Annotated in this window: 25 protein-coding genes; 9 read left to right on the forward strand and 16 right to left on the reverse strand. The window is 63.3% G+C overall.

The window, feature by feature from the left end; translation table 11 throughout:
• Positions 1 to 8: 8 nt before the first annotated feature.
• Positions 9 to 152, reverse strand: coding sequence for a hypothetical protein (locus NTA49_RS14065; RefSeq protein WP_258295433.1), 144 nt, complete (start codon positions 150 to 152; stop codon positions 9 to 11).
• Between the two features lie 128 nt (positions 153 to 280).
• Here NTA49_RS14065 and NTA49_RS14070 point away from each other — a divergent pair, with 128 nt between their 5' ends.
• A complete protein-coding gene (locus NTA49_RS14070) occupies positions 281 to 970 on the forward strand; it encodes a hypothetical protein (RefSeq protein WP_258295434.1) in 690 nt (229 codons plus the stop codon).
• Between the two features lie 61 nt (positions 971 to 1,031).
• Here the strand turns inward: NTA49_RS14070 and NTA49_RS14075 are convergent, their stop codons facing one another.
• From NTA49_RS14075 to NTA49_RS14085, 3 genes are all read right to left on the reverse strand, one after another.
• Positions 1,032 to 3,317, reverse strand: a complete 2,286-nt coding sequence (locus NTA49_RS14075; protein ID WP_258295435.1) for a glycosyl hydrolase family 28-related protein — start codon at positions 3,315 to 3,317, stop codon at positions 1,032 to 1,034.
• Between the two features lie 171 nt (positions 3,318 to 3,488).
• On the reverse strand, positions 3,489 to 3,902 hold the full coding sequence (locus NTA49_RS14080; RefSeq protein WP_258295436.1) for a DUF4864 domain-containing protein: 414 nt from the start codon (positions 3,900 to 3,902) through the stop codon (positions 3,489 to 3,491).
• Positions 3,903 to 3,998: 96 nt separating this feature from the next.
• On the reverse strand, positions 3,999 to 5,576 hold the full coding sequence (locus NTA49_RS14085; protein WP_261368331.1) for a lysine--tRNA ligase: 1,578 nt from the start codon (positions 5,574 to 5,576) through the stop codon (positions 3,999 to 4,001).
• 143 nt (positions 5,577 to 5,719) lie between these two features.
• Between NTA49_RS14085 and NTA49_RS14090 the strand changes: the two genes are divergently transcribed.
• Positions 5,720 to 6,121: a tellurite resistance TerB family protein gene (locus tag NTA49_RS14090; RefSeq protein WP_261368342.1), complete on the forward strand. Its 402-nt coding sequence runs from the start codon at positions 5,720 to 5,722 to the stop codon at positions 6,119 to 6,121.
• 1 nt (position 6,122) lies between these two features.
• Here NTA49_RS14090 and dacB read toward each other — a convergent pair whose 3' ends face one another.
• Positions 6,123 to 7,613, reverse strand: a complete 1,491-nt coding sequence (gene dacB, locus NTA49_RS14095; protein WP_258295438.1) for a D-alanyl-D-alanine carboxypeptidase/D-alanyl-D-alanine endopeptidase — start codon at positions 7,611 to 7,613, stop codon at positions 6,123 to 6,125.
• A gap of 112 nt (positions 7,614 to 7,725) precedes the next feature.
• On the opposite strand from dacB, the gene NTA49_RS14100 reads away from it, so the two are divergent.
• Entirely contained in the window at positions 7,726 to 8,553 is an 828-nt protein-coding gene (locus tag NTA49_RS14100; protein WP_258295439.1) for a DMT family transporter, read from the forward strand.
• Between the two features lies 1 nt (position 8,554).
• Here NTA49_RS14100 and NTA49_RS14105 read toward each other — a convergent pair whose 3' ends face one another.
• Positions 8,555 to 9,160: a nicotinate-nucleotide adenylyltransferase gene (locus NTA49_RS14105; RefSeq protein ID WP_258295440.1), complete on the reverse strand. Its 606-nt coding sequence runs from the start codon at positions 9,158 to 9,160 to the stop codon at positions 8,555 to 8,557.
• 27 nt (positions 9,161 to 9,187) lie between these two features.
• Positions 9,188 to 9,658: an MOSC domain-containing protein gene (locus tag NTA49_RS14110; RefSeq protein ID WP_261368332.1), complete on the reverse strand. Its 471-nt coding sequence runs from the start codon at positions 9,656 to 9,658 to the stop codon at positions 9,188 to 9,190.
• A 95-nt stretch (positions 9,659 to 9,753) separates the two neighbouring features.
• On the opposite strand from NTA49_RS14110, the gene NTA49_RS14115 reads away from it, so the two are divergent.
• The 5 genes from NTA49_RS14115 to NTA49_RS14135 all read left to right on the forward strand — a co-directional run bounded on the left by NTA49_RS14115 (position 9,754) and on the right by NTA49_RS14135 (position 14,867).
• Positions 9,754 to 10,560 (forward strand): hypothetical protein, encoded by an 807-nt coding sequence (locus NTA49_RS14115; protein WP_258295442.1) that lies wholly within the window; start codon positions 9,754 to 9,756, stop codon positions 10,558 to 10,560.
• 114 nt (positions 10,561 to 10,674) lie between these two features.
• Positions 10,675 to 12,330 carry an energy-dependent translational throttle protein EttA gene (ettA, locus tag NTA49_RS14120; RefSeq protein WP_258295443.1) on the forward strand — a complete coding sequence of 552 codons (1,656 nt, stop codon included), beginning with the start codon at positions 10,675 to 10,677 and terminating at the stop codon, positions 12,328 to 12,330.
• Positions 12,331 to 12,498: 168 nt separating this feature from the next.
• Positions 12,499 to 13,059, forward strand: coding sequence for a L,D-transpeptidase (locus tag NTA49_RS14125; protein WP_258295444.1), 561 nt, complete (start codon positions 12,499 to 12,501; stop codon positions 13,057 to 13,059).
• A gap of 177 nt (positions 13,060 to 13,236) precedes the next feature.
• On the forward strand, positions 13,237 to 13,938 hold the full coding sequence (locus NTA49_RS14130) for a LuxR family transcriptional regulator (RefSeq protein ID WP_258295445.1): 702 nt from the start codon (positions 13,237 to 13,239) through the stop codon (positions 13,936 to 13,938).
• 98 nt (positions 13,939 to 14,036) lie between these two features.
• Entirely contained in the window at positions 14,037 to 14,867 is an 831-nt protein-coding gene (locus NTA49_RS14135; RefSeq protein WP_258295446.1) for an acyl-homoserine-lactone synthase, read from the forward strand.
• An 84-nt stretch (positions 14,868 to 14,951) separates the two neighbouring features.
• On the opposite strand, the gene NTA49_RS14140 is transcribed toward NTA49_RS14135, so the two are convergent.
• From NTA49_RS14140 to NTA49_RS14170, 7 genes are all read right to left on the reverse strand, one after another.
• Positions 14,952 to 15,932, reverse strand: a complete 981-nt coding sequence (locus NTA49_RS14140; protein WP_258295447.1) for an ABC transporter substrate-binding protein — start codon at positions 15,930 to 15,932, stop codon at positions 14,952 to 14,954.
• 50 nt (positions 15,933 to 15,982) lie between these two features.
• The gene (locus NTA49_RS14145; protein WP_261368344.1) at positions 15,983 to 16,843 is read right to left on the reverse strand and encodes an ABC transporter permease; all 861 of its coding nucleotides are present in this window, start codon (positions 16,841 to 16,843) and stop codon (positions 15,983 to 15,985) included.
• Between the two features lie 65 nt (positions 16,844 to 16,908).
• Positions 16,909 to 17,772 carry an ABC transporter permease gene (locus tag NTA49_RS14150; RefSeq protein ID WP_258295449.1) on the reverse strand — a complete coding sequence of 288 codons (864 nt, stop codon included), beginning with the start codon at positions 17,770 to 17,772 and terminating at the stop codon, positions 16,909 to 16,911.
• 27 nt (positions 17,773 to 17,799) lie between these two features.
• The gene (locus NTA49_RS14155; protein ID WP_258295450.1) at positions 17,800 to 18,630 is read right to left on the reverse strand and encodes an ABC transporter ATP-binding protein; all 831 of its coding nucleotides are present in this window, start codon (positions 18,628 to 18,630) and stop codon (positions 17,800 to 17,802) included.
• A gap of 10 nt (positions 18,631 to 18,640) precedes the next feature.
• Positions 18,641 to 20,101 (reverse strand): dihydropyrimidinase, encoded by a 1,461-nt coding sequence (gene hydA / locus NTA49_RS14160; RefSeq protein WP_258295451.1) that lies wholly within the window; start codon positions 20,099 to 20,101, stop codon positions 18,641 to 18,643.
• Positions 20,102 to 20,182: 81 nt separating this feature from the next.
• The gene (locus NTA49_RS14165; RefSeq protein ID WP_258295452.1) at positions 20,183 to 20,503 is read right to left on the reverse strand and encodes a hypothetical protein; all 321 of its coding nucleotides are present in this window, start codon (positions 20,501 to 20,503) and stop codon (positions 20,183 to 20,185) included.
• A gap of 13 nt (positions 20,504 to 20,516) precedes the next feature.
• Positions 20,517 to 21,767: a Zn-dependent hydrolase gene (locus tag NTA49_RS14170; protein ID WP_258295453.1), complete on the reverse strand. Its 1,251-nt coding sequence runs from the start codon at positions 21,765 to 21,767 to the stop codon at positions 20,517 to 20,519.
• Between the two features lie 152 nt (positions 21,768 to 21,919).
• On the opposite strand from NTA49_RS14170, the gene NTA49_RS14175 reads away from it, so the two are divergent.
• Complete coding sequence (locus NTA49_RS14175; protein WP_258295454.1) at positions 21,920 to 22,555, forward strand: TetR family transcriptional regulator C-terminal domain-containing protein; 636 nt, start codon at positions 21,920 to 21,922, stop codon at positions 22,553 to 22,555.
• Between the two features lie 7 nt (positions 22,556 to 22,562).
• Here NTA49_RS14175 and preA read toward each other — a convergent pair whose 3' ends face one another.
• Both preA and NTA49_RS14185 read right to left on the reverse strand, forming a co-directional pair.
• Positions 22,563 to 23,867 (reverse strand): NAD-dependent dihydropyrimidine dehydrogenase subunit PreA, encoded by a 1,305-nt coding sequence (preA, locus tag NTA49_RS14180; protein ID WP_258295455.1) that lies wholly within the window; start codon positions 23,865 to 23,867, stop codon positions 22,563 to 22,565.
• A gap of 35 nt (positions 23,868 to 23,902) precedes the next feature.
• Positions 23,903 to 25,225 (reverse strand): NAD(P)-dependent oxidoreductase, encoded by a 1,323-nt coding sequence (locus NTA49_RS14185; RefSeq protein WP_258295456.1) that lies wholly within the window; start codon positions 25,223 to 25,225, stop codon positions 23,903 to 23,905.
• Positions 25,226 to 25,273 lie beyond the last annotated feature (48 nt).

Below are 25,273 nucleotides of genomic sequence, written 5' to 3' on the forward strand. Positions count from 1 at the left end.
ACCATCTGTCAGGCAGCGGGGTCCGTCGCGGGCGATGCGTCGATGGTGTGGTCGCCCACATCTTCGATCTGGTCGAGGTCGATCAGGTAAACACCTGCGATGATTGCCAGAATGGCAAGGACAGCAAGGGCGATCTTTGCTCCGGTGCTCATGACGGTCTCCTGTGAACGCTTTGAAATCCTGTGTTTGTCGTCAGTTAACCGCAGGGGCGGCGGGTTGGTTCCCCGGATGGGCGCGCGTGGGTGCACGGTAACGCCCTGTTAACCATGTCTCGCCCAAGATGAAGGTCCACTTCGGGGGGATCGTCATGCGTCTGCGGATCGCCATCCTTTGCGCCAGCCTGTGCGCAGCGTCCGCCGACGCGGGTGCGTGGCTGCGCGAACAGGGGACGGGGTTTGCCGCGACCTCGACGGGGGTGACCGACCAGTTCAATGCGCAGAACGGGTTCTATCTGGAATACGGGCTGACCGCTGGGACCACCGTGGGGCTGGACATCGACATGAGGCTGACGCAGGCGGGGCAATCGGGCAGCGGCCATGTCTTTGCCCGCCGCGCCCTGCCGTTCGGGGGCAAGGGCGTCTGGGCCTATCAGATCGGTCTGGGCGCTGCGTTTCAGGATGTGGCGGTGACACCGCTGGCAAAGCTGGGCCTGAGCTATGGGCGGGGCATCAAGCTGGGGAAATATGACGGCTGGCTGGCGGTGGACAGCGCCGCGCAGTGGGATTTCGGCACCTCGGTGCGCAGCCTGAAGGTCGACACCACGGCGGGTCTGACATTCAACGAGCACAGCAAGGCGATGGTGCAGCTGTTCTGGACAGCCGACAGCCTGGGCACCAGCAGCGCGACCCTGACGCCGTCCTATGTCTATACGCCGGAGCGCGGCAGGTTCAGCTATGTCGTGGGGGTCGAGGCGATCCGGGGGCGATCCGAGCGCTATGGGATCAAGCTGGGACTTTGGAGCGATTTTTGAGAGGGAGATGGCAAAAGGCCCGCACCGGAGGGAGATGCGGGCCCTGAAACGACGGGCCCCCCTAATTGTCCAGACGGACCGTCAGGTTCACGGTGCCCTTCACCGCCTGACCCCAGTGCAGGTGAACCTGATCGCGGTCCGGGCCTTCCTCGGGGTCGGTATAGGGCGTTTCGTACTGGATGACGTTGTTGCCATTGCGCAGCGGGCCGTGGGCCGTGACGCTTGCAACCTGCACGGCCCGGCCGCCGAAGGGCAGCTGACCGTCCGTGTCGATCACCCATGTCTGCGATGGGCTGGCTTCGCCGTGGCGCAGGCGCAGGGGGTTGGCGACGGAGGTGTTGATGCCGTGGAACGAATTGCCGTGAAACTCGATATCCTTGAACCGTCCGCGGTCCAGATCGGCAAAGGAGGTGTCGACCCGTTCGACCCTGTCGATGTTGCCGCTGATCGACCGGAACTTGTTGCCGGTGATCGACACGCCGGACAGGAAGTGCCCCGCGCCGTGCGGTTTGACCACGATATAGCTGAACCACGGCGCGACGCCGCCCGACAGGAAGGTGTTGCCGGTGATCGACAGCGCGCTGAACGAGAATTCAGAGTTGAATTCGGGGGCCTGGTCGTGCTCGTTGGTCCATTCGATAAAGCAGTTGTCGATATAGTTGGCCGAGATCACCCCCGAACTGTGCGGCTTGGCCATCACCAGCCCCGCACTGCGCACACCGCCGTTGACCGTATCGCCCTGAAAGAAGTGATTGCCGATGATGATCGACGATCCGCCGCCGATCACCGCCCAATGGCGGAACTTGGTGGCGCGGTTGTTGCGGATCTTGACGTCATTGGCGTTGACGTTGAAGCCGATCGACACGCGGTCGGACATGTCCGCGCCATCCTCCGACGACAGGAACTGGCAGCGGTCGATGATCATGCCCTGACAGCCGCCGCCGTGCGAGGAAATGCCACGATCCTTGGGCCGCGAGATAAAGCAGTCCTGCACCGTGAACGTGAGCCCCGATTCCGCCAGCAGGATACCGGAGCAGACGTTGTTGCACTGGAATTCGATGCCATCCAGCCCGAATTTGGACAGGCTTGAAAAGCCGCTGAAATCCAGCAGGTAGCGGAACCGTCTGAAGGTGAAGGTCTGCGTGCCCGCCGCATCATAGAGCGGTGCCGACAGGGTGATGCGCTGCTGGGCCACGTTCTTGGAGCGCACGTAGACCTCGCGGCCGACGCCGTTGCCCGTGACCACGCTGCCCACCTCGATGTTGGCGACGTTCACCACATTGTCGAGACGCGTGGCGTTGTCGGGGTCGTAGGTGGCCTGCGACGTGGTGGTCTGCGTGGCCCAAGCGGCGGTTCCCGACGCCTCGAACTGGCCGTTGCGGATGATCCGGCGGGTCGCATAGCTGGTCTTGCTGGGGACGGCTGCGATCATGTCGATGGGGCCTGTCACGTTGACCTTGCGCCCGCCCATGTCCAGCGATTCATGGTCGGCGTTGTTCAAGAGCGCCTGAAACGCCTTGGTGAACGCGAGTTCCTCGTTCTCGAATGCGTCGATGTAGGCGGGCAGATGGAAATCGCGGCGCAGCAGCAGGACCGCCTCGGTCGGCATCGAGAGCGTGCCCTCGAAGCGCACATGGGTGTCGAAGGTCATGTCGCTGTTCAGCCGGTAGACGCCTGCGGGGATCAGCACGTGCCGCCCTGCCGCCGCGGCATTGGCCGCATCGAAGGCGGCGCTGTCGTCGGTGGTGCCGTCGCCTATCGCGCCGTAGTCGCGCACATCGACCTGGGCCAACATATCGCGCAGGAAGACCTGCGTGACGTCTTCGATCACGATGTCGTCGACGCGCACGACGCCGCCGTTCGGTCCCGTGAGGTCCAGCCCGAAATGGCCATAGAGCGCCTGGCGGCCCCAGACCATGTCGACGCCGCCCCGGTCGCCGGTGCCGATGATCGCGCTGACCTCGACGATCTGGCCGTAGCTGGTCAGGGGCACCGCATCGCCTGTCTGGACCACGCCCGCGACGTTGGCACCGCCTGCTGCAGCGGCAAAGCCCGCGATGCGGACCGAGGGCAGGTTGCCACTGATCGCCTTGATGCGCGCCGTGACGCGCAGATAGCAGCCGGGCAGCATCGGGGTTTCGCCCATGTAGCGCAGTTTGGTGGTGCTGGCGTTTTTCTGGATCTCAAGACACCCGGCAAAGTCCTGATCGGCGGGGACAAAGGCCGCGTTGGCTGCATTCGCATAGGTGTCCGACCCCGGCGTGCCGTCGCCGCTGGAATAGACGCCCAAGCCGTTTGCGAACGGCGGTGGCATCAGCAGCACGCCGTCGGTTATTGCCTTGTTCATGAGTATCACCCTTTCCCGTGGCGCGGCAAAGGGTCTTCATCCGCCCCCCTGCAATCGCCAGTGTTGACCTGACCGGGGGCGACGCCACCCGTTCCGGGGGCAGGATGTAGCGTGCGGGCGTTAACGGGACTTCACAGCACCGTCACGGTGGTCGGCATCGGCGGGGTGTATTCAGACGGCCACGGCGCTGCTGTCGAGCAGGGTCACGCCGTTGATTTTCCAGCCTTCGTCGGTTTGCAGCATCCGGTAATCCAGCACATGCACACCGCCCTTCTGGTCGGTGATCAGCACCTTTTGCCAGATCGCGCCATCTTCGGAGCGTTGTTCCAGATATTCCACCTGGGCCGGGCGCCAGACCATCGGATAGCCTTGGGTGACCATCTGGCGAAAGTTTTCGGACGTGCGGAACATGCTTTGCAGCGACGGGCTGGCATAGCCGAAGGCCTGATCGAAATCATCGGCCTGAAAGGCTTCGATCTGGCGGGTGATCGTGTCTTCGATCCCGGCCTCCTGCGCCTTTGCGGGCACCGCGAAGGTCAGGGACAGGGTCAAAGCGAAAAGGATGGACAAGAAAAATCGTGACATGGCTTACCTCTTTATGAATGGGAGGTAACCTAGCGTAAATTTGCCCCACGGCAAAACACGGACGGGAGAGGTCCCCGCCCGCGTCTATCAATCAGGTCAGGCGACCAGTTCGCCCGCCAGCGCGCGGTCGATCAGCGCCACGGTTTCATCGACGCCGTAAAGCGCGATAAACCCGCCGAAACGTGGGCCCTGGGTCGCGCCCAGCAGCACCTCGTAGAGCGCCGAGAACCATGCGCGCAGCGGGTCGAAACGATCACGGCCCACGGCGTAGACGATGGATTGCAGCGCCTCGTCGTCCAGCGCGCCATCGTAGGCCTTGAGTTCGTCGCGCAGTGCCTCGAGTGCCTCGCGTTCCAGATCGGTGGGCAGGCGGAAGGTGCGCTTGGGCTTCACGAAGTCGTTGAAATAGCGCACGGCAAAGCCTGCCGCCTGATCCATGTCGGGATTGCTTTGCGGTGTCGCATCCGGCGCATAACGCTGGATGAACCCCCAAAGCTGGTCCTTGTCCTTGGCCTGCGAGACCGAGGCGAGGTTCAGCAGCATCGAGAACGGCACCAGCATCTTCGACGTCGGAACATCGCCGCCGTGGATGTGCCAGACCGGGTTGTTCAGACGCGCCTTGTCGTCCTGATCCTCGTAGGCGCGCAATTGCTGGTGGTATTCGTCGACGGCCTTGGGGATCACGTCGAAATGCATCCGCTTGGCGGTCTTGGGCTTTTGGTACATGAAATACGACAGGCTTTCGGCGCTGGCATAGGTCAGCCATTCGTCGATGCTGACGCCGTTGCCCGAAGATTTCGAGATCTTCTGGCCGTTCTCGTCCAGAAACAGCTCGTAGGTGAAATGCTCGGGTGCCTTCCAGCCCAGAATGCGGCAGATGCTGTCGTAGATCGGCGTGTTGGTGCTGTGATCCTTGCCGTACATCTCGAAGTCGACCTCGAGTGCTGCCCAGCGCGCGCCGAAGTCGGGTTTCCATTGCAGTTTCACGTTGCCGCCGGTCAGCGGCAGGGTCATTTCGGTGCCGTCCGTGTCGTCGAAGGTGATCGTGCCGTCGGCGGCGTTGACCTCTTTAATCGGCACATAGAGCACGCGCCGGGTGTCGGGGTGGATCGGCAGGAAGATCGAGTAGGTCTTGCGGCGCTCTTCGCGCAGGCTTTTGAGCATGACCTCCATGATCTCGTCATATTTCTCGGCGGCGCGCAACAGCACCTCGTCGAATTTTCCCGAGGCATAGAATTCGGTGGCGGAAATGAACTCGTAGTCGAAGCCGAAGGTGTCGAGGAACCGGCGCAGCATCGCGTTGTTGTGGTGGCCGAAGCTTTCGAACTTTTCGAACGGGTCCGGCACCGATGTCAGCGGCATCTGCAGGTATTCCTGCAGGTTGTCGGGATTGGGCACGTTGCCGGGCACCTTGCGCATGCCGTCCAGATCGTCGGAAAAGCAGATCAGGCGCGTCGGGATGTCGCTGATTTCCTGAAAGGCACGGCGGATCATCGTGGTGCGCGCCACCTCTCCGAAGGTGCCGATATGCGGCAGGCCGCTGGGGCCATAGCCGGTTTCGAACAGCACGTATCCCTTCTCGGGCGGGGCCTTTTCATAGCGTTTGAGGATGCGGCGGGCCTCTTCGAAGGGCCACGCTTTGCTGGTCATGCCAGCTTCCGTCATTTTCGCCATGTCACTATATCCTTAACATCGAACGCGCATAACCGCGCAATACCGCCGCTACCTATTGTGCAAAGGGTAGCGCGTCAATATTCTGCACCTGCAACACGCAGACCAAAGGACCGCGCCCCGTGCCCCAAGACACCCAAACGTCAATGACCGAGCAGGATGCGCTGGTCGCCGTCATGATCGCGGTTTCTGCGTCGGATTCCGAAATGGAAACCACCGAGCTGCTGAAGATCAACACCGCCATCAACACGCTGCCGGTTTTTGCAGGCTATGACGTCGACCGTCTGTCGACCGTCAGTCAGGTGGTGTTTGACCTGTTCGACCAGGAAGACGGGCTGGACGCGCTGTTCGGGCTGGTGCGCGAGGCCCTGCCCGAACGGCTGTTCGAGACTGCCTATGCGCTGGCCTGCGACGTGGCCGCGTCGAACGCGCATCTGAACGAAAGCGAGCTGCGTCTGCTGGAAGAAATCCGCTATGAGCTGAACCTCGACCGGCTGCACGCCGCCGCGATCGAGCGTGGCGCGCGCGCCCGGCACCTGACGCTGTGACTTAGCTGCTGTAGAGCGTGCCCCAGCGCTCGATCAGCTCTTGCTGCATGTTCTTGGCGCGTCCGTTGTACCAGCGTGCGCCCTCGGGGCGTTCGCGCTGCGCCTTGGTCAGCTTGGCGCGGCGGTCCTCGTCGGCGGCGAAGATCGCGAAGGCCATGACGGTGCCGTCATTGGCCGAGATATAGCCCGCCAGCCCCGACACGAAATTCAGCGTGCCGGTCTTGGCCTGAACCGTGACCGGCCCGGACGAGATCGGGCGCCCCTTCGCATCGCGCAGGGGGATTTCCTTGAGCAGCGGGCGCAGGTTGTCGTCGCCGTGTACCTTTACCAGCGCCTCGACCATCGCGTCCGCCGTGACCATGCTGTCTTCGCTCAGGCCGGAATGATCCACCAGCGCCAGCCCCTCGACGCCCAGCGTCTGCCGCGCCCAAGCGTTCATTTCTGCCGCCGACTGCTTCAGCGTCTGGGGTGCCTGCCCGCGTTTGATGGTGGCGGCCAGTCCGACCATTTCGGCGGTCAGGTTGGTGGAATAGAGCAGCATATCCTTGACCAGCGCGCGCAGGTCGTCGCTGAAATGTCGGGCCAGCACCTGCCCCGATGGCCGGGTCGATGTCACCTTGGGCGCGGACAGCTTGATCCCCTGCGCCCGCAGCATCGTGTGGAACACATCGCCTGCATAAAGTGCCGGTTTGCGCACCGGCAGCCAGCGCGCGCCACCCGAGCCCAGCGCACCCCGCGCAACGGTCCAGTCGTCGCGTCCGTTCATGTCGGCATAGGTGTAGACAGGGCCGGAGCGATCCTCGACGCGCATCTGCGCCACGACTACATCGGGGCGGTACTTGTCCGACCGCGCGTCCATCGTCACCGCGTAATCGCCGCCGCTGCGTTTCCATTCGAAATGCACGCGGTTGTAGTTCAGCGCGATGCCCGAGACGGCGGGGCTGTAGCCCACATGCGCCGGCTGGTCCGGGTCGATCGTGGTCACGTTGGCCGAGCCGCCGTCATAGATCACCAGCCCGCCGCGCACCTCGCGGATGCCTGCCGCCTTGACGTCAGCCGCCAGTTTGGCGAGCGCGTTGGTATCGAGGCTGGGATCGCTGCCGCCCAGCAACACCAGATCGCCCGAGACCACACCGTCGGTCACCGATCCCGTCGCCACCACCTGCGTCTCGAAACGGTGATCGCCGCCCAGCACGTCCATCGCATAGAGCGCGGTGATCGCCTTGGCGGTGCTGGCAGGGGGCGTGCCGGTCTGCGGGTTCATCCCCTCGAGCCGCAGGCCGGTCTTGGCGTCGGCGACGGTATAGCAGACCTGCCCGCCGAGATTGGCGTCGGCCACGATGACCTCGGGGCCTGCGACGGCCTTCTTGCGGAATCCCTCGCCGCGCAGACGCGGCAGCAGGGAGGTCTTGGGCGCGTCGGCAACGGCCCCCGTGGCGAGGGACGCCGCACTTGCGGACAGAAAGAAACGTCTGGAAATCTGATAGGACATGGACGCCAGAATAACCTTGGTCCGAATGGATGGACAAGCCGCAATCAGAGGGTTTGCGGTCACAGAAACGTGGTCCATTCCCAACCCCGAAACTGCGTGATAGCTGCGCATCATGCACCGCGCCGCGCTGATCATGTTTGTCGCCATGTCGTTGATCCCATTGGGAGACAGCGCGGGCAAGCTGCTGACGTCGGGTCATGGTGCGTCGCCGCTGTGGGTCGCGTCCTCGCGGTTTTTCCTGGCCGCCGTGATGATCGCGCCCTTTGCGCCGCGCAGCGCCTTTGGTCTGCTGCGAAACTGGCGGATCTGGCTGCGGGCGCTGATCCTGGCGGCGGGCATCACCTGCATCCAGATGGCGCTGCGGACCGAAGCGGTGGCAGACGTCTTTGCCGCCTTCTTCATCGGCCCGCTGATCAGCTTTGCGCTGGGGGCGCTGGTGCTGCGTGAGCGGGTGACCGGACTGCGCGTGGCACTGATCGCGCTGGGGTTTGTCGGCGTGCTGATCGTGGTGCGGCCTGGCTTTGGCGGCGGTGCCGGGCTGATCTGGGCGGTGGCTGCGGGCACGTTCTACGGCATGTTCCTGACCGCGTCGCGCTGGCTGGCGGGCCTTGGGTCGCCCGTCGCGCTGGCGTTCACGCAGTTTTCGATTGCGGCGCTGGCATTGTTGCCCTTTGGCCTTGCCAATCTGCCGCCTGCCACGGCTGCGGTCGCGGGTCTGACGCTGCTGAGTGCCGCGGGGTCGATGCTGGGCAATCTGCTGCTGCTTTACGCCAACCGGATCGCGCCGGCGACCAAGCTGGCACCGCTGGTCTATTTTCAGCTGCTGGCGGCGGTCGGGCTGGGCTGGGCAATATTCGGTGCCCTGCCCGATGCGCTGACATGGGTCGGGCTGGCGCTGATCGTGGGCGCGGGTGTGGTGTCGGCGCGGCTGCGCCGCTGATTCACGCTGCTGACCAGCCGCCCGCCGCGCGGATCGCGCTGGACGATTGCGCCACCATCGGCACGTTGACGAAGCACCACGCGGGCGCGTCCGCATGCCCCAGCTGATGCGAATGCCGCCCCGCGATGCGGTAGGGTGCAAAGAGCCGGGCCGCCGGGCTCATCCGGGCCGAGATCGTGTCACCCGGACGGGCCACCACGCCGATGGGCACATTGGCCACGATCCAGCGCCAGTCCTGCCAGAGATGCAGCTGCGCCAGATTGTCCGCGCCCATCAGCCAGACGAAGCGCACACCGCGATAGCGCGCCTGCAACGCCTTGAGCGTCTGCGCGGTATAGCGCGTGCCCAGCGCATCCTCGATATCGGTGACCGTCACGCGCGGGTGCTGCATCAGGTGCTGCGCTTGCGCCATGCGTTTGTCCAGCGGGGCGGGCCCCTTGGCCTTGAGCGGGTTGCCGGGGCTGACCAGCCACCACACCGCGTCGAGATCGAACCGTTTCAACGCCTCGCGGGTGATGTGCACGTGACCTGCGTGGGCCGGATCGAATGATCCGCCCAACAGCCCGATGGTCTGGCCGGTCGTGGCAAAGGGGCGTGCGCTGTTCATCATCGCTTGTTGCCCCAGAGTGCGGCGTCAATCAACCACGCGCACCGCGTCGCCCAGGCGGACCAGCCCCGGCGTGACCACTTCGGCACACCAGCCGCCGTGTCCGCGCACCGCGTTGTAGCCGCCGGGGCCGAAGGTTTCCTCCATCCGGCTGCATGGCGCGCAGATGACGGTCAGCCGCAGGACCGCATCGCCCACGGCGATATCGCGCCCCTTGAGCGCGCCGAGGTTGATGCCGGAGATGAGGATGTTGCGCCGCAAGGCTTCGGGCGTCACCTCTGGCCCGCCCAGAAGCCCCGCGATCACCGGCAGATGTTCGGCCTGGATCAGCGTCACCGCCCGCTTTCCCGCCCGCGCGCGGTCGCCGTCCAGACCGGCCATCTCGACCTGAACCTGCGGCAGGGAGACCACCGCCGCGCGCCGTTCCGGGCGCACGCCGATCCAGTCCACACGACCGGGTTGCGCGTGCCGCGCCAGCAAATCCGCCATCAGGTGCATGCGTGCGCCCCGCTGCCTTGCGCAAAAACCATTAACGCTTCCCGTCTAAATTGCATTACCCTTACGTCATTCATTCGACCCAAGGACCTTTTTCAATGACCCCGATAGAATTTCTGCAATCCCTTCTCAAGATCAACCGCAGCGGCACGATCCTGATCATGACGGGCCTTGGCGTTGTCGCCGCCGGGGCTGTTGCGGTCAGTTGGGTCGGGAGTGGGCAGAACGTCATCACGCTGGCGACCTACATTCTTGGCTTTGGACTGATCGCGACGGTGCTGACCTTTGTGGTGTCCAACCCGCTGATGAAAACCGTGATGGGCTGGATGTTCGTCGTGGTCCTGGGGCTGATTCTGTTCTGCGCCTTCGACAGTGTGCTGCAAATGACGGGGCGCACGCCCTCGCCGCCCTGCTGGCGGACCATTTTTCAAGAGCCGCCGCACGTGTGCAAGGCGCGCTTTGAAAGCGGCGAGCACGGCAACAGTTTCCTGGTGACGTCGAACGCGCCCGAGCCTGTCGAGACGCTTATTTTGCCCGATGTCGCCAGCGACACGACGGCTCCGATTGAAGAACCCGTGATCGTCGGCGGGACCGCAGCCACTCCGCCACTGGTCCACATGCAATTCACGCCCCCCGTCACCCGCGCCACATCGCGCGATATCGCAAACGATCTTGCCGAAGCCGGTTGGAACGTCGCGGGGGAAGATAAGGGCGGCGAAGAAGTTGCGCGCGGACCGTCGAAAACCCAAGTCAGATACTACAGCGCCGACTATGCCGAGAACGCGCGATGGCTGGCCCGCGATCTGTCGGAGAAACTGGACGGAGCCGAGGTTCTGGTGAACGACTTTTCAGAGGCGGGGCTGATCGCACGGCCCAATCTGCTGGAAGTCTGGCTTGCGCCTTGAAATAAAGGGCCAGAAAGGCCGAAAGGGCGGCCCCCGCGCATCAAACCTGTTTGCCAAGTCACGCGCCGCAGCCTAAGACACCAGACAAATTCACGCATCGGCAAGGAGCGTCCAATGGCGGCCTATCAGTACGTTTACCACATGTCCGGAGTCTCCAAGGCCTATCCGGGCGGCAAGAAGCTTTTCGAGAACATCCACCTGAACTTTCTGCCCGGCGTCAAGATCGGCGTCGTGGGTGTCAACGGCGCGGGTAAATCCACGCTGCTGAAGATCATGGCGGGCATGGACAAGGATTTCACCGGCGAGGCCTGGGCCGCCGAAGGCGCGCGCGTGGGGTATCTGCCGCAGGAGCCGAAACTGGACGAGTCCCTGAGTGTGCGTGAAAACGTGATGCTGGGCGTCGCAGGCAAGAAGGCCAAGCTGGACCGTTACAACGAGCTGGCGATGAACTATTCGGACGAGACCGCCGACGAGATGGCCGCCCTGCAGGACCAGATCGACGCCGAGAACCTGTGGGATCTGGACAGCCAGATCGACGTGTCGATGGAGGCGCTGCGCTGTCCCCCCGACGACGCGCGCATCGCGGATCTGTCGGGCGGTGAAGCCCGCCGCGTCGCGCTGTGCAAGCTGCTGCTGGAAGCGCCCGACATGCTGCTGTTGGACGAGCCGACCAACCACCTCGATGCGGAAACCATCGCCTGGCTGCAACAGCACCTGATCAACTACAAGGGCACGATCCTGATCGTCACCCACGACCGGTATTTCCTGGACGACATCACCAGCTGGATTCTGGAACTGGACCGTGGCCGCGGCAACCCCTACGAGGGCAACTATTCCGCATGGCTGGAACAGAAGGCCAAGCGGCTTGCGCAGGAAGCGCGCGAGGACAAGTCCAAGCAAAAGACGCTGGAGCGCGAATTGCAGTGGATGCGGCAGGGTGCCAAGGCGCGTCAGGCCAAGTCCAAGGCGCGGATCAGCTCGTACAACGACCTGCTGGAAACCACCGAGCGCGAAAAGCTGGCCTATGCCCAGATCGTCATCCCCAACGGCCCGCGTCTGGGCAACAAGGTGATCGACGTCAGCGGTCTGAAGAAACACATGGGCGACAAGCAACTGATCGACGGGCTGGATTTCTCGCTGCCGCCCGGTGGCATCGTCGGTGTGATCGGCCCCAACGGCGCGGGCAAGTCGACGCTGTTCAAGATGTTGACCGGTCAGGAAAAGCCCGACGCGGGCGAGATCGAGTTCGGTGACACGGTCGAGCTTTCGTATGTTGACCAGTCGCGCGACGATCTGAATGCCGACGACAACGTCTGGCAGGCAATCTCGGGCGGGGCCGAGTTGATCGCGCTTGGCAACGCGGAAGTGAACAGCCGCGCCTATTGCTCGTCGTTCAACTTCAAGGGGGGCGATCAGCAGAAGAAAGTCGGCCTGCTGTCGGGCGGTGAACGCAACCGGGTGCACATGGCGCGGCTGCTGAAAGAGGGCGGCAACGTTCTGCTGCTGGATGAACCGACCAACGACCTGGACGTGGAAACCCTGCGCGCGCTCGAAGATGCGCTGGTGGAATTCGGCGGCTGTGTCGTGGTCATCAGCCACGACCGTTTCTTCCTCGACCGGATCTGCACGCACATCCTTGCCTTTGAAGGCGAGGCGCATGTGGAGTGGTTCGAGGGCAACTTCGAGGACTACGAAGAAGACAAGAAACGCCGTCTGGGTGCCGACGCGCTTGAGCCGAAACGCCTGAAACACAAGAAGTTCGCGCGTTAAGACGACAAAACAAGGACAGGGTGCGCTGCGGCGTGCCCTGCCCCGATACGTATTGCGATACGTCTTCCGATACGGGGCAGTATGGGTGACGCGGCTGCCGCTCTTGAAATCCCTGTGGAAACGGACAAGTGTTAATGAACACACGCGTTTTCAGATCAGGAGCCTGCCATGCACCGCCGTTCGTTCATCGCCTCAGCCCTCGCTGCGCCCTTGGCAAGCCAGCTTGCGACACCGGCCATCGCGCAAGAGGTCGTGTTTGATCCGACCCCGCAATATGTGAACATCAAGAAGGATTTCCTGCCCGGTCAGCTTTTGATCCTGCCGCGCAGCTACTACCTCTATTGGGTGACAGAGCCGCGCACCGCGATCCGCTATGGCGTCGGCGTGGGCAAGGCGGGGCTGGAATTTACCGGCACCGCGACCATCGCCGTCAAGAAGGAGTGGCCCACATGGCGCCCGACCGACGAGATGATCGAGCGCAGCCCCGAGAGTTACGAGCGTTTCATCGACAATGATTATGTCCAGCCCGGTGGTCCGTCGAACCCGCTGGGGGCGCGGGCGCTCTATCTGTTCCAGAACGGCGTGGACACGTATTTCCGCATCCACGGCACCACCGAACCCGAAAGCATCGGGCGGTCGGTCAGCAACGGCTGCATCCGGATGCTGAACGCCCATGCCATCGACCTCTACGAGCGTGTGCCCATCGGAACGGTTGTCACGGTGCTCTGACGCGGGCGTTTTCACCCGGTCAGGGCGGCAGAGGGACAAAGAGGGACCGAAACGGACTTTCCCAGTGCGCGCAAACAGGGTATTCTGCCCCCGTGTTGCGTTAACGAGTTCCCTCCAGAGATATCTGACGCAAGCATTTTGCACAAAATTTTTAGATCGCGCCGGGAAAGGGACGTTTTGTCCGTTATTGATCTTAGCAATCTGCCGTTTCCGGGGAACAACCTGCGTTCGTTTCTGGATTCCGTGTGCGAAGAACATGAACTGGATTTCGCGGCCTATGCGGGGATGGACCCGATTGCGCAGACCATACACGGCTTTGTGAACTACCCCGATGAATGGCAGACGCGCTACGTCAGCGAAGGGTTCCAGCACCGCGACCCTGCGCTGCTTCTGGCCAGCCGCAGCATCGCACCTGTCGATTGGCAGCGCCTGCGCGGCGAAAGCACGTTTCAGGACATATTCCGCGCCGCCAGCGACCACGGCATTTCCGAACAGGGCCTGACCGTGCCGGTGCGCGGCCCCTATGGCGATGTCGGTCTGTTCAGCGTCACGCGCAACTGTTCCGACCGCGAGTGGGGACTGCTGAAATCCAAGATCCTGGGCGGATTGCAAACCGCCGCCGTGCACCTGCATGACAACGTGATCCAGTCGCATTCGCTGAACCGCAAGCTGAATCACCCCAGCCTGTCGGCGCGCGAGCTGGAAATCCTGCAATGGATCGCCGCCGGCAAAAGCCAGCAGGACGTGGGCGACATCCTGTCGATTTCGAACCGGACGGTTGAAGTGCACCTGCGGTCGGGGCGATCAAAGCTGGGCGCGCTGACCACGCCGCAGGCCGTCGGGCGTGCCATTGGCCTGGGTCTGATCCACCCGAGTTAGCCCTGACGGAGCGGTGCGGACCCTACGGGATTCCCCGTATAGCAGTTAACACTTAAAAATCTGATGCTCTCCACAGCAATTTAGTAGCGGAGAAAATCATGATCATTGTAATCGACGGCCTTAACCGGCATCGCTACAACCGCCTCCTCGACGAAATGTTTGCATTGCGTGCGCGGGTGTTCGGTCAGCGATTGGGCTGGGATGTGGACATTATTGACGGCAAGGAGATCGACCAGTTCGATGCGCTTGACCCGGCTTATGTCATCGGACTGAACGACGCAGGAAATGTCGTGTCCTGCGTGCGCGCGTTGCAGACGACGGGGCCGCACATGCTGTCGGACGTGTTTCACGACATTCTCGACGGAGAGCCGCCGCTGCGCAGCGCGACCTTGTGGGAATCAACGCGGTTTTGCGTGGATACCGAGGTTCTGGATCGGGGCAATTCCCGCAATTCGGTCGGCTACGCCACCTGCGAGTTGATGGCCGCATCGCTGGAATATGCAAAGAACTCGGGCATTTCCGACATCGTCACGGTGATTGATCCGGTGATGAACCGCGTTCTGAAACGCTCGGACTGCGCGCCTTATGGCTATGTCGGATCGACCAAACCGATGGGCAAGGTTTCGGCGATGGCGGCGCTGCTGGATTGCACCGACGAGCGGATCAACAAGATCCGGGCCTTTGCCGGGATCGAGGGCAACATCTTCGTATCTGCGCAGCGGGCTTATGAGTTGTCGGACGATCACGCACCGACAGGTCCCGCACCGACGGCGGCCCCCGTCACGGCAGAGGAAAACGTGCGCCAGTTGCTCGAAGAGTATTGCGTCGATCAGATCACCGACGCCGACACGGTCGAGGATGCGGATGCCGCGAAACGTCTGACCAGATTGCTGGTGGATGCGGGGATGGTTGACAGCAAGCACGGCTGAGGGCCCGCCCTTTCCCTGACCTTGCCACACGAAAAAAGGGCCGACGCAACGCGCCGGCCCTTTGGCTTTAGAACGGAGGCTGGATCAGTTCAGCGCCTTGTCGGTGATGTCGTGGGTCCAGGCACCTTCGGGGGCCTTGGTGATCATGCCACCTTCCATCGTGATTTCGGCGCTGCGGTCAAAGGCCGCCTCGTCCAGCGTGCCATCGCCGCCTGCGGTCAGCTTCGCGATTTCACCCATCATCCGTTTTTGGTGCTTTTCGGTCTGCGCGCCGGTCTGGTCGTTTTCCAGAACGATTTCCGCAGCCTCATCGGGATTTTCCTCGGCGTATTTCCAGCCCTTCATCGACGCGCGCACGAAGCGCACCAGCTTGTCGGTCATCTCGGGGTCGGCCAGATTTTCCTCGGTGGTGTAAAGACCGTCTTCCAGCGTCGAGATGCCTTCGTCCTCGTATTTGAAGACCACCAGATCGTCGGGCGTCAGCCCTGCGTCGATGACCTGCCAGTATTCATTGTAGGTCATGGTCGTCGCGCATTCGACCTGCTTTTGCAGCAGCGGATCGACGTTGAAGTTGATCTTCTGGATGGTCACGCCACCCTCGGAGCCGTCGGTTTCATAGCCCAGTTTGCCCATCCAGCTGAGCAGCGGGATTTCGTTGCCGAAGAACCATGTGCCCAGCGTGTGACCGGGGAAGTCCTCGGGCGCGTTGATGTTGTGTTCCTTCAGGCAGGTCAACATCAGGCCGGATTTGTTGAACGGCTGCGCGATGTTCACGATCGGCGCGCCCTTTTCACGTGCGGCCAGGGCCGAGGGCAGCCAGTCGACCATCACGTCGGCACCGCCACCCAGCAGCACCTGCACGGGAGCGATGTCGGGGCCACCGGGCTTGATCGTCACGTTCAGGTCTTCTTCCTCGTAGAAGCCCTTGTCGAGCGCCACGTAGTAGCCCGCGAACTGGGCCTGCGTGACCCACTTGAGTTGCAGCGTGACATCATCGGCGGCCATCACGCCCGTGCCCATCATGCCCATCGCGGCGGTCGCCGCGGCAAATGTATATGTCTTCATCTTGATCACTCCTTGTTGGTCTTGTTGTTGGTTTCTTGGTCTTATTATTTTCATGTCCGGCCCCTTTGTGAAGGGTGCCAGAAAGTCACGACGCGTTCCAGCAGCGCAATGCCGCCATAAAAGGCAGAACCGACGGTCGCGGCCACGACAATTTCGGCCCAGACCAGGTCAAGTGCCAGTTGCCCCACCGACGTCGAGATGCGAAAGCCCATGCCCTTGATCGGCGAGCCGAAGAATTCCGCCACGATGGCCCCGATCAGCGCCAGCGTCGAGGCGATCTTGAGCCCGTTGAAGATGAACGGCATCGCGGCGGGCAGGCGCAGTTTCAGCAGCGTCTGCCAATAGCCTGCCGCATAGGTGCGCATCAGGTCGCGCTGCATCGCATCGCTGGATTGCAGGCCCTGCACGGTGTTCACCAGCATCGGAAAGAACACCATCACGACCACCACGGCAGCCTTCGACTGCCAGTCGAAGCCGAACCACATCACCAGGATCGGGGCCATGCCGACGATGGGCAGGGCGGCGACAAAGTTGCCCACCGGCAGCAGCCCCAGTTGCAGGAACGGAAAGCGGTCGATGACCACCGCCAGCAGGAACGCGGCGCCGCAGCCCATGACAAAGCCCGAAAGCGCGCCCTTGATGACGGTCTGCACGAAGTCGACCCACAGGATGTCGCGCGACAGCCAGAACCGCGCTGCGATCTCGGAGGGGGCGGGCAGCAGCACGTCGGAAATCTCGAACAGGCGCTCGCCGACCTCCCACATCAACAACAGCGTGACGCCGAAGATCACCGGGATGATGTAGCCGCCCCAGCGCGCCGCACTGCGCTGCGCGATCAGGGCGTTGACGACCCAGCCGCCGACCCAGATGGCCAGCACCGGCACCAGCCGCAGATCCAGCGCCGCCGCCATCGCAAAGGCCAGCGCCACCAGCGCCCAGCCCATCCAGGCGGGCCGTTTCGTTTGCACCGCAGCCGTCATGTCGCCATCCCCATCCGTTTCAGCACGATCCGCTGGATCAGCCCGATCAGCGCCACCATGACGGCGGCCAGCGCCGCGGCCATGACCAGCGCGCTCCAGATCTGGATGGTCTGGCCATAGTAGCTGCCTGCCAGCAGGCGCGCGCCCAGACCCGAAATCGCCCCTGTCGGCAATTCACCCACGATGGCACCGACCAGCGATGCGGCCATCGCCACCTTGAGCGAGGTGAACAGATAGGGCATCGACGCAGGCAGACGAAGTTTCCAGAAGGTCTGCGACGCACTGGCGTTCCATGTGTGCATCTGGTCCAGCTGCATCACCTCGGGGCTGCGCAGCCCCTTGACCATGCCGACGACCACCGGGAAGAACGACAGGTACATGCTGATCACCGCCTTGGGCAGCAGTCCCGAGATGCCCACCGCGTTCAGAACCACGATGATCATCGGCGCCAGCGCCAGAATGGGAATGGTCTGCGATGCGATCACCCAAGGCATCACGCTCATGTCCATCACGCGGTTATAGACGATGCCGACCGCCAGCATGATCCCCAGCACCGTGCCCATGCCAAAGCCCAGCAGCGTCGCACTCAGCGTGATCCACGCATGATAGACCAGCGAGCGTTTCGAGGTGATGTTCTTCTGCACCGTGGTTTCCCACAGTTCGACCCCCACCTGATGCGGCGCGGGCAGCTTGGGTTTGTCCTGGCTCCAGGTTGCGGCGACAAGATCGGTGAACGTCAGTTCGATATCGGCCCGTTTGGCCACGTCATAGGCCCAGGGCGCATTCATCGGCACGGCGGCGGCGTACCACAGCGCCATGATGGCCGCGACAACGGTCAGGACGGGAATGATCGACCGCATCAGGAACGGCCCCCGCAGGTGCGCGCATCAGTCATCGCCATGCCCCGCGCGCAAGCCTTCGCGCACCCGGTGCGCGACCTCCAGGAACTCCGGCGTCTCGCGGATGTCCAGCGGGCGATCCTTGGGCAAGGGGCTGTCGATCACATCGGTGATCCGCCCCGGACGCGGGCTCATGACCACGATCTTGGTGCTCAGGTACACCGCCTCGGGGATCGAGTGGGTGACGAAGGCGATGGTCTTTTCGGTGCGCGCCCAGAGCTTCAGCAACTGCTCGTTCAGGTGGTCGCGCACGATCTCGTCCAGCGCCCCGAACGGCTCGTCCATCAGCAGGATGTCGGCGTCAAAGCCCAGCGCACGGGCAATCGACGCCCGTTGCTGCATGCCGCCCGACAGCTGCCAGGGAAACTTGTTCTCGAAGCCCGCCAGTTCGACCAGTTCCAGCACCCGCGCCACGCGCGCGCGCTGTTCGGTCTTGGAATATCCCATGATCTCCAGCGGCAGGCTGATGTTGCCCCCGATGGTGCGCCACGGATAGAGGCCCGCCGCCTGGAACACATAGCCGTAAGCCCGTGCCGCCCGCGCTTCGGCAGCACTTACACCGTTGACGGTGATGCTGCCGCCCGTGGGCTGTTCCAGATCGGCCATGCAGCGCAGGAACGTCGTCTTGCCACAGCCCGAAGGGCCGATGAAGCTGACAAAATCGCCCTTTTCGATGTCCAGCGACACGCCCTTCAGAGCGTGCACCGGGCCGTCGTTGGTCTGAAACGTCAGGTCGAGATCCTTGGCCGAGATAACGGCTCCGCCAGTTACAGCAGGATTGCCCGCGTCTTTCAGGCCCCCATCTTTTAAGTCGGTCATTGCCACGTAATCAAATCCCCGCCGGAATGTTCATCGGATCGCGCTTGATCATCTTGGGGCTGGTCAGCTCCTTGTACTTCGACAGCGCGACGTTGGGGGCGGCAAAGGCAGGGCGCGGCACGAACTTGCCCCGTCCCGGCTGCGGCTGGCTGTTCTGCCCCCAGGCCCAGATCACTTCGCCCCGGCTGAGGGTATAGCGGCTTTGCGCGGTGACCTCGAAGCCCTCGAAGACGTTGTAATCAAGGATCGAATGGTGGTTGGCCGGGCTGATCGTCTTGGTGATCTTTGGGTCCCAGACGACGATATCCGCATCCGCGCCTTCGACGATCGCGCCCTTCTGCGGATAGATGTTCAGGATCTTCGCCACGTTGGTCGAGGTTGCCGCGACAAATTCGTTGGGTGTCAGACGCCCCGTCTCGACGCCTTCGGTCCACAGCACCGCCAGACGTTCCTCCAAACCGTTCGAGCCGTTGGGAATGATCCGGAAATCATTGCGCCCCGCGCGCTTCTGCTCGGTCGAGAATGCGGCATGATCAGTTGCCACCACCTGCAACGATCCCGCCTGCAGACCGGCCCAGAGGCTGTCCTGGTGCTGCTTGTTGCGGAACGGCGGCGACATCACGCGGCGCGCGGCGTGGTCCCAGTCCTTGTTGAAATACTCGCCCTCGTCCAGCGTCAGGAACTGGATCAGCGGCTCGCCATAGACCCGCATCCCCTTCTGCCGCGCCCGGCGGATCGCCTCGTGGGTCTGCTCGCACGACACGTGCACGATATAAAGCGGCACGCCGGCGGTGTCGGCAATGGTGATCGCGCGGTTGGCGGCCTCGCCCTCCAGCTCGGGCGGACGGGAATAGGCGTGACCTTCCGGCCCGGTGATCCCCTGATCGAAATACTTCTGCTGCAACTCGGCCACCAGATCGCCGTTCTCGGCATGGACCATCGGCAGCGCGCCCAGCTCGGCACAGCGTTTGAACGACGCGAACATCTCGTCGTCCTCGATCATCAGCGCGCCCTTGTAGGCCATGAAATGCTTGAACGAGTTCACGCCCATATCCACGGCGTCCTTCATCTCGTCAAAGACGTTCTCGTTCCAGCCGGTGATCGCCATGTGATAGCCGATGTCCGAACAGATCTGCGGCGCGCTCTTGCGGTGCCATTCGTTGATCGCGTTCTTGATGCTGCCATCGGCGCCCGGCAGGCAGAAATCCACGATCATCGTGGTCCCGCCGACAGCGGCGGCCCAGGTGCCTGTCTCGAAGGTCTCGGCGGCGGTGGTGCCCATGAACGGCATCTCAAGATGCGTGTGCGGGTCGATCCCGCCGGGGATCACATAGGCTCCCTCGGCGTCGATGTATTCGTCGCCCACCAGATCCTCGCCGATGCGCACGATCTTCTCGCCCTCGATCAGCACGTCCGCTTTCCACGTCCGGTCCGCCGTGCAGACCATACCGCCCTTGATCACCTTGCTCATGTCGTCTCTCCCTGTCGTCTCATTTGTGTGGCCAGTTTCTCTTGGCCTTGAATATCCCGGGGTCCGGGGCAGCGCCCCGTCTTACACACTGGCGTAACACGCCATCGCGGGCCCATGCACGCCGATGTCCAGCGGCCCGAAGTCGCTTTCGACACAGAGCGCGAAATACCCTGCGCGCGGCATGTAGATCACCCTATAGTCACCATCGGTGCGCGTCACGGTCCAGCAGGTCTGCGTCAGCCCGCCGGAAAAGTTCACCGTCGTCGCAAAGGGCCGCACCAGCGCCGCCTGAAACGCCGCCAGATACGCGCGGTCTTTGGACGTCTCCACCGGTGCTTCGTCCACCTCGGCCTGAACCAGCAGGCCGATGCGGTCCGCGATGCTCAGGTCCGGGTCGATCATCGCGGCACACCCCTTATCCGACAATCTGTGCCGTCTCGACCACCGCGTGCAACAGCACTTCTGCGCCTGCCGTGGCCCATTCCTTCGAAATTTCCTCGGCCTCGTTGTGGCTCAGCCCATCGACGCAGGGGCACATCACCATCGCCGTGGGCGCCACGCGGTTGACCCAGCAGGCGTCGTGACCGGCGCCCGAAATCAGGTTCATGTGGCTGTACCCCAAACGCTCGGCGGCATTGCGCACGGCACTCACGCAGGTCTCGTCGAAGGCCACGGGATCGAATCCTCCGACCTTTTCGAAGGCGACCTCAAGCTCCATGTCGTCACAGATCTTCTGCGCCTCGACCTTCAGCCGGGCTTCCATGTCCTCGATCACCGCAAGGTCCGGCGAGCGGAAGTCGACGGTAAAGACCACCTTGCCGGGGATCACGTTGCGCGAATTGGGGTAGACGTCGATGTGCCCTGCAGCCCCCACCGCATGGGGCGCGTGGCTCCAGGCGATCTCGTCGACCTTTTCCAGTATCCGTGCCATGCCGAGGCCCGCGTTGCGGCGCATCGGCATCGGCGTCGATCCGGTGTGGGCGTCCTTGCCGGTCACGGTCACCTGGGTCCACGACAGGCCCTGACCATGGGTGACGACGCCGATATCCTTGCCCTCGGCCTCCAGAATGGGGCCCTGTTCGATGTGCAGCTCGAAAAACGCATGCATCTTGCGTGCGCCCACTTCCTCATCCCCGCGCCAGCCGATGCGCGCGAGTTCGTCGCCGAAGGTCTTTCCGCCCGCGTCGGTCTTGGCATAGGCCCAGTCCTGCGTGTGGATGCCCGCGAACACGCCCGACGACAGCATCGCGGGGGCAAAGCGGGTGCCTTCCTCGTTGGTAAAGTTGGTCACGACGATCGGATGTTTGGTCTTCACGTCCAGATCGTTCAGCGTGCGCAGGATTTCCAGCCCGCCCAGCACGCCCAGCACGCCGTCATACTTGCCGCCCGTGGGCTGCGTGTCGAGATGCGAGCCGACATAGACCGGCAGCGCGTCGGGGTCGGTGCCCGCGCGTTCGGCAAACATGTTGCCCATCTGGTCCAGACCCATCGTGCAGCCCGCAGCCTCGCACCACGACTGGAACAGTGCGCGGCCTTCGGCATCGGCATCGGTCAGCGTCTGGCGGTTGTTGCCGCCCGCGACACCGGGGCCGATCTTGGCCATGTCCATCAGGCTGTCCCACAGCCTTTGCCCGTCGATCCGCAGGTTTTCCCCTGGTGCTGCCATATCATCCCCCCTCGCGCTCTGCGGCGCGTGTTTTTGACCATTTGGTAAATCCACGATTGCGCTCTGCACCTTTTGAGTCAAGAACTGACTGAAACACATTGCGCAGCCTTTGCGCTTCTGCCCGAATTTACAGCATCGAAAAGGGGCGCGCTTTGGCCGATCAACTTCCCAGGAAAACCAGCCGCATCCAGCAGCGCAACCGCCGCCGGATTCTGGACGCGGCGCTGGACGTGTTTTCGGCCCACGGCTTTCGCGGCGCGACGCTGGACCAGATCGCGGAGCAGGCGGGACTGAGCAAGCCCAATATCCTCTACTACTTTGATGGAAAAGAGGAAATTCATGTCACGCTGCTGAGCCAGTTGATGGAAACCTGGCTGGACCCCTTGATCGCGCTGGACCCGGCGGGCGAGCCGTTGACCGAGATATTGGCCTATGTCCAACGCAAGCTGGACATGTCGCGTGATCTGCCCCGCGAGAGCCGTTTGTTCGCCAATGAAATCCTGCAAGGTGCCCCCCGGATGGACCCGCATCTGCGTGCCGATCTCAAGCCCCTGTTCGATGATCGCTGTGCCGTCATCCGCGCGTGGATGGACGCGGGGCAACTGGCGCAGGTCGATCCGCGCCATCTGATTTTCTCGATCTGGGCGACCACGCAACACTATGCCGACTTTCAGGCGCAGATCGAGGTGTTGCTGGAGGGCGAGGAGCCCATCGACGCCGCATCGCAGTTCCTGCAGACCATGTTTCGCAACCTGCTGACACCGGGGCAGCGCACCGCCCCGGCGTGATGCGCGCTTACTCCGCCGCTGTCGCAGACGGGTTGTTGGGGTGCGTCGTCCAGTTGGCATAGGACGGATCGACCACCTTGCCGGTGCGCGGATCGGTGGAGCCTGCGTCCATCGGCACCATGCTGATGCAATCCTCGACCGGGCAGACGTTGACGCACAGGTTGCAGGCCACGCATTCTTCGTCGATCACGGTGAATGTGCGGTCTTCGGACATCGCAATGGCCTGGTGCGAGGTGTCTTCGCAGGCGGCAAAGCAGCGACCGCAGGAAATGCAGGCATCCTGGTCGATCCTGGCCTTGGCGACGTAGTTCAGGTTCAGCTGGTTCCAGTCGGTCACGTTCGGCACCGCCTTGCGCACCAGTTGGTCGACCGACGTCATCTCCTTGCTGTCCATATATTCCGACAGGCCCGAGATCATTTCCTGAACGATCTTGAACCCATAGGTCATCACCGCCGTACACACCTGCACGTTGCCCGCGCCCAGTGCGAGGAATTCCGCCGCGTCGCGCCATGTGGTGACACCACCGATGCCGCTGATCGGCATGTCGGCAGTGGCGGGGTTGCGGGCAATCTCGGCCACCATGTTCAGCGCGATGGGTTTCACTGCGGGGCCGCAATAGCCGCCGTGGGTGCCCTTGCCGTCGATCATCGGCTCGGGTGCAAAGCTGTCGAGGTTCACCGACGTGATCGAGTTGATCGTGTTGATCAGCGACACCGCGTCCGCGCCGCCCCTCTTGGCCGCCTCGGCGGGATAGAGCACGTTGGTGATGTTCGGCGTCAGCTTCACGATGACCGGCATCCGCGTGTACATCTTGCACCAGCGGGTGACCATTTCGATATATTCCGGCACCTGCCCCACCGCGCTGCCCATGCCACGCTCGGCCATGCCGTGCGGGCAGCCAAAGTTCAGTTCGATCCCGTCCGCGCCGGTGTCCTCGACATGGGGCAGGATCGCCTTCCACGCCTCTTCCTCGCAGGGGACCATGATCGACGCGATCAGCGCCCGGTCGGGATAGTCGCGCTTGACCGCCTTCATCTCGCGCAGGTTCACTTCCAGCGGGCGGTCGGTGATCAATTCGATGTTGTTCAGCCCCAGCAGACGGCGGTCCGCGCCCCAGATCGCGCCATAGCGCGGGCCGTTGACGTTGACGACGGGCGGACCTTCCATGCCCAGCGTCTTCCAGACCACACCGCCCCAACCGGCCTCAAAGGCGCGGCGGACGTTGTATTCCTTGTCCGTGGGCGGCGCCGAAGCCAGCCAGAAGGGGTTTGGGCTTTTGATGCCGACGAAGTCGCTTTGCAGATTTGCCATTTTATATCTCCTCAAGGTGGGCCGCAGCCCGACCGTCAGCCCATCAAAGCCGAATGAATGTCCATCGCCGCATCGCGGCCTTCGGCGACTGCCGTCACCGTCAGATCGTCCCCGCCCGAGGCACAGTCGCCCCCGGCCCAGACGCCTGCGACGCTGGTGCGCCCTGTCACTGTGACGGCGATCTTGCGCCCGTCGAGGTCGGGCAGACCGTCGCCCTGCAGCGTCTGGCCGATGGCCTTGAACACCTGATCGGCGGCAAGGCGCAGCGTCTCGCCGGTGCCTTTCATCGTGGCATCGACATATTCGAACTCGATCTCGCGCACTGCACCGTTGCCGTGCACGGCGACGGGCACCGCGTGGGTCACGATCCGCACGCCCTTGCTGGCGGCCAGATCCTGCTCGAAGGGGCTGGCGTTCATTCGGTCGCGGCCACGGCGGTAGACCAGCGTGACGTTCAGCGCGCCCAGCAGCTTGGCCTGAACGGCCGCATCAATCGCGGTCATGCCGCCACCGATCACAACCACATCGCGCCCGATGGGCAGCGCGGTCAGGTCGGTCGACTGGCGCAGTTCCGAGATGAAATCGACCGCGTCCGACACGCCATCCTTGTCCTCGCCCACGGCCCCCAGCGCATTCACGCCGCCAAGGCCCACGCCCAGGAACACCGCGTCATGGTCCGCCTTCAGCTGATCCAGCGTGAGGCCCGCGCCCAGTGCCTTGCCGGTCTCAATGCGGATGCCGCCGATCTGCAGCAGCCAATCGACCTCGGCCTGCGCATAGCCGTTGGGTGTCTTGTAGGCGGCGATGCCGAATTCGTTCAGCCCGCCGGGTTTGGGCCGCGCGTCATAGACCACGACATCATGCCCCAGCATCGCCAGCCGGTGCGCGCAGGACAGGCCCGCAGGCCCGGCGCCGACGACGGCAACAGTCTTGCCCGTCGCCTCGGCCCGCACGAACGGATGAATGCCCTGCTGCTGCAGATGGTCGGTCGCATAGCGCTGCAACTGGCCGATCAGCACCGGCTTGCCCTCGGCGATTTCGCGCACGCAGGCCTGTTCGCACAGCTGTTCGGTCGGGCAGACGCGGGCGCACATGCCGCCCATGATGTTCTGGCTGAGGATCGTCTTGGCCGCCGCATCGGGCGTGCCCGTGGTGATCTGGCGAATGAACAGCGGAATGTCGATGTCGGTGGGACAGGCCGTGATGCACGGCGCGTCGTGACAGAAATAGCAGCGGTCGGCGGCGACCAGCGCCTCGTGATCGTCCAGCGGTGGGTGCAGGTCCGAAAACTGCGCCGCATAGGCACCGTGTTCCAGTCGCCCTGCCCTGATCCCCGGTGTAAATTCGTTGTCTGCCATCTTTACGCTCCCAAGACATTTTGCTGTCATCTTTGCAAAAACGCTCTC

Source organism: Pseudosulfitobacter koreensis (genome assembly GCF_024733015.1).
In the GTDB taxonomy this organism is placed as follows: domain Bacteria; phylum Pseudomonadota; class Alphaproteobacteria; order Rhodobacterales; family Rhodobacteraceae; genus Pseudosulfitobacter; species Pseudosulfitobacter koreensis.

Bases quoted from the DNA above. Each gene is read 5' to 3' on its own strand.
- NTA49_RS14065 (WP_258295433.1), bottom strand. From the start codon at position 152: ATGAGCACCGGAGCAAAGATCGCCCTTGCTGTCCTTGCCATTCTGGCA.
- NTA49_RS14070 (WP_258295434.1), top strand. From the start codon at position 281: ATGAAGGTCCACTTCGGGGGGATCGTCATGCGTCTGCGGATCGCCATC.
- NTA49_RS14075 (WP_258295435.1), bottom strand. From the start codon at position 3,317: ATGAACAAGGCAATAACCGACGGCGTGCTGCTGATGCCACCGCCGTTC.
- NTA49_RS14080 (WP_258295436.1), bottom strand. From the start codon at position 3,902: ATGTCACGATTTTTCTTGTCCATCCTTTTCGCTTTGACCCTGTCCCTG.
- NTA49_RS14085 (WP_261368331.1), bottom strand. From the start codon at position 5,576: ATGGCGAAAATGACGGAAGCTGGCATGACCAGCAAAGCGTGGCCCTTC.
- NTA49_RS14090 (WP_261368342.1), top strand. From the start codon at position 5,720: ATGACCGAGCAGGATGCGCTGGTCGCCGTCATGATCGCGGTTTCTGCG.
- dacB (WP_258295438.1), bottom strand. From the start codon at position 7,613: ATGTCCTATCAGATTTCCAGACGTTTCTTTCTGTCCGCAAGTGCGGCG.
- NTA49_RS14100 (WP_258295439.1), top strand. From the start codon at position 7,726: ATGCACCGCGCCGCGCTGATCATGTTTGTCGCCATGTCGTTGATCCCA.
- NTA49_RS14105 (WP_258295440.1), bottom strand. From the start codon at position 9,160: ATGAACAGCGCACGCCCCTTTGCCACGACCGGCCAGACCATCGGGCTG.
- NTA49_RS14110 (WP_261368332.1), bottom strand. From the start codon at position 9,658: ATGCACCTGATGGCGGATTTGCTGGCGCGGCACGCGCAACCCGGTCGT.
- NTA49_RS14115 (WP_258295442.1), top strand. From the start codon at position 9,754: ATGACCCCGATAGAATTTCTGCAATCCCTTCTCAAGATCAACCGCAGC.
- ettA (WP_258295443.1), top strand. From the start codon at position 10,675: ATGGCGGCCTATCAGTACGTTTACCACATGTCCGGAGTCTCCAAGGCC.
- NTA49_RS14125 (WP_258295444.1), top strand. From the start codon at position 12,499: ATGCACCGCCGTTCGTTCATCGCCTCAGCCCTCGCTGCGCCCTTGGCA.
- NTA49_RS14135 (WP_258295446.1), top strand. From the start codon at position 14,037: ATGATCATTGTAATCGACGGCCTTAACCGGCATCGCTACAACCGCCTC.
- NTA49_RS14140 (WP_258295447.1), bottom strand. From the start codon at position 15,932: ATGAAGACATATACATTTGCCGCGGCGACCGCCGCGATGGGCATGATG.
- NTA49_RS14145 (WP_261368344.1), bottom strand. From the start codon at position 16,843: ATGGCGGCGGCGCTGGATCTGCGGCTGGTGCCGGTGCTGGCCATCTGG.
- NTA49_RS14150 (WP_258295449.1), bottom strand. From the start codon at position 17,772: ATGCGGTCGATCATTCCCGTCCTGACCGTTGTCGCGGCCATCATGGCG.
- NTA49_RS14155 (WP_258295450.1), bottom strand. From the start codon at position 18,630: ATGACCGACTTAAAAGATGGGGGCCTGAAAGACGCGGGCAATCCTGCT.
- hydA (WP_258295451.1), bottom strand. From the start codon at position 20,101: ATGAGCAAGGTGATCAAGGGCGGTATGGTCTGCACGGCGGACCGGACG.
- NTA49_RS14165 (WP_258295452.1), bottom strand. From the start codon at position 20,503: ATGATCGACCCGGACCTGAGCATCGCGGACCGCATCGGCCTGCTGGTT.
- NTA49_RS14170 (WP_258295453.1), bottom strand. From the start codon at position 21,767: ATGGCAGCACCAGGGGAAAACCTGCGGATCGACGGGCAAAGGCTGTGG.
- preA (WP_258295455.1), bottom strand. From the start codon at position 23,867: ATGGCAAATCTGCAAAGCGACTTCGTCGGCATCAAAAGCCCAAACCCC.
- NTA49_RS14185 (WP_258295456.1), bottom strand. From the start codon at position 25,225: ATGGCAGACAACGAATTTACACCGGGGATCAGGGCAGGGCGACTGGAA.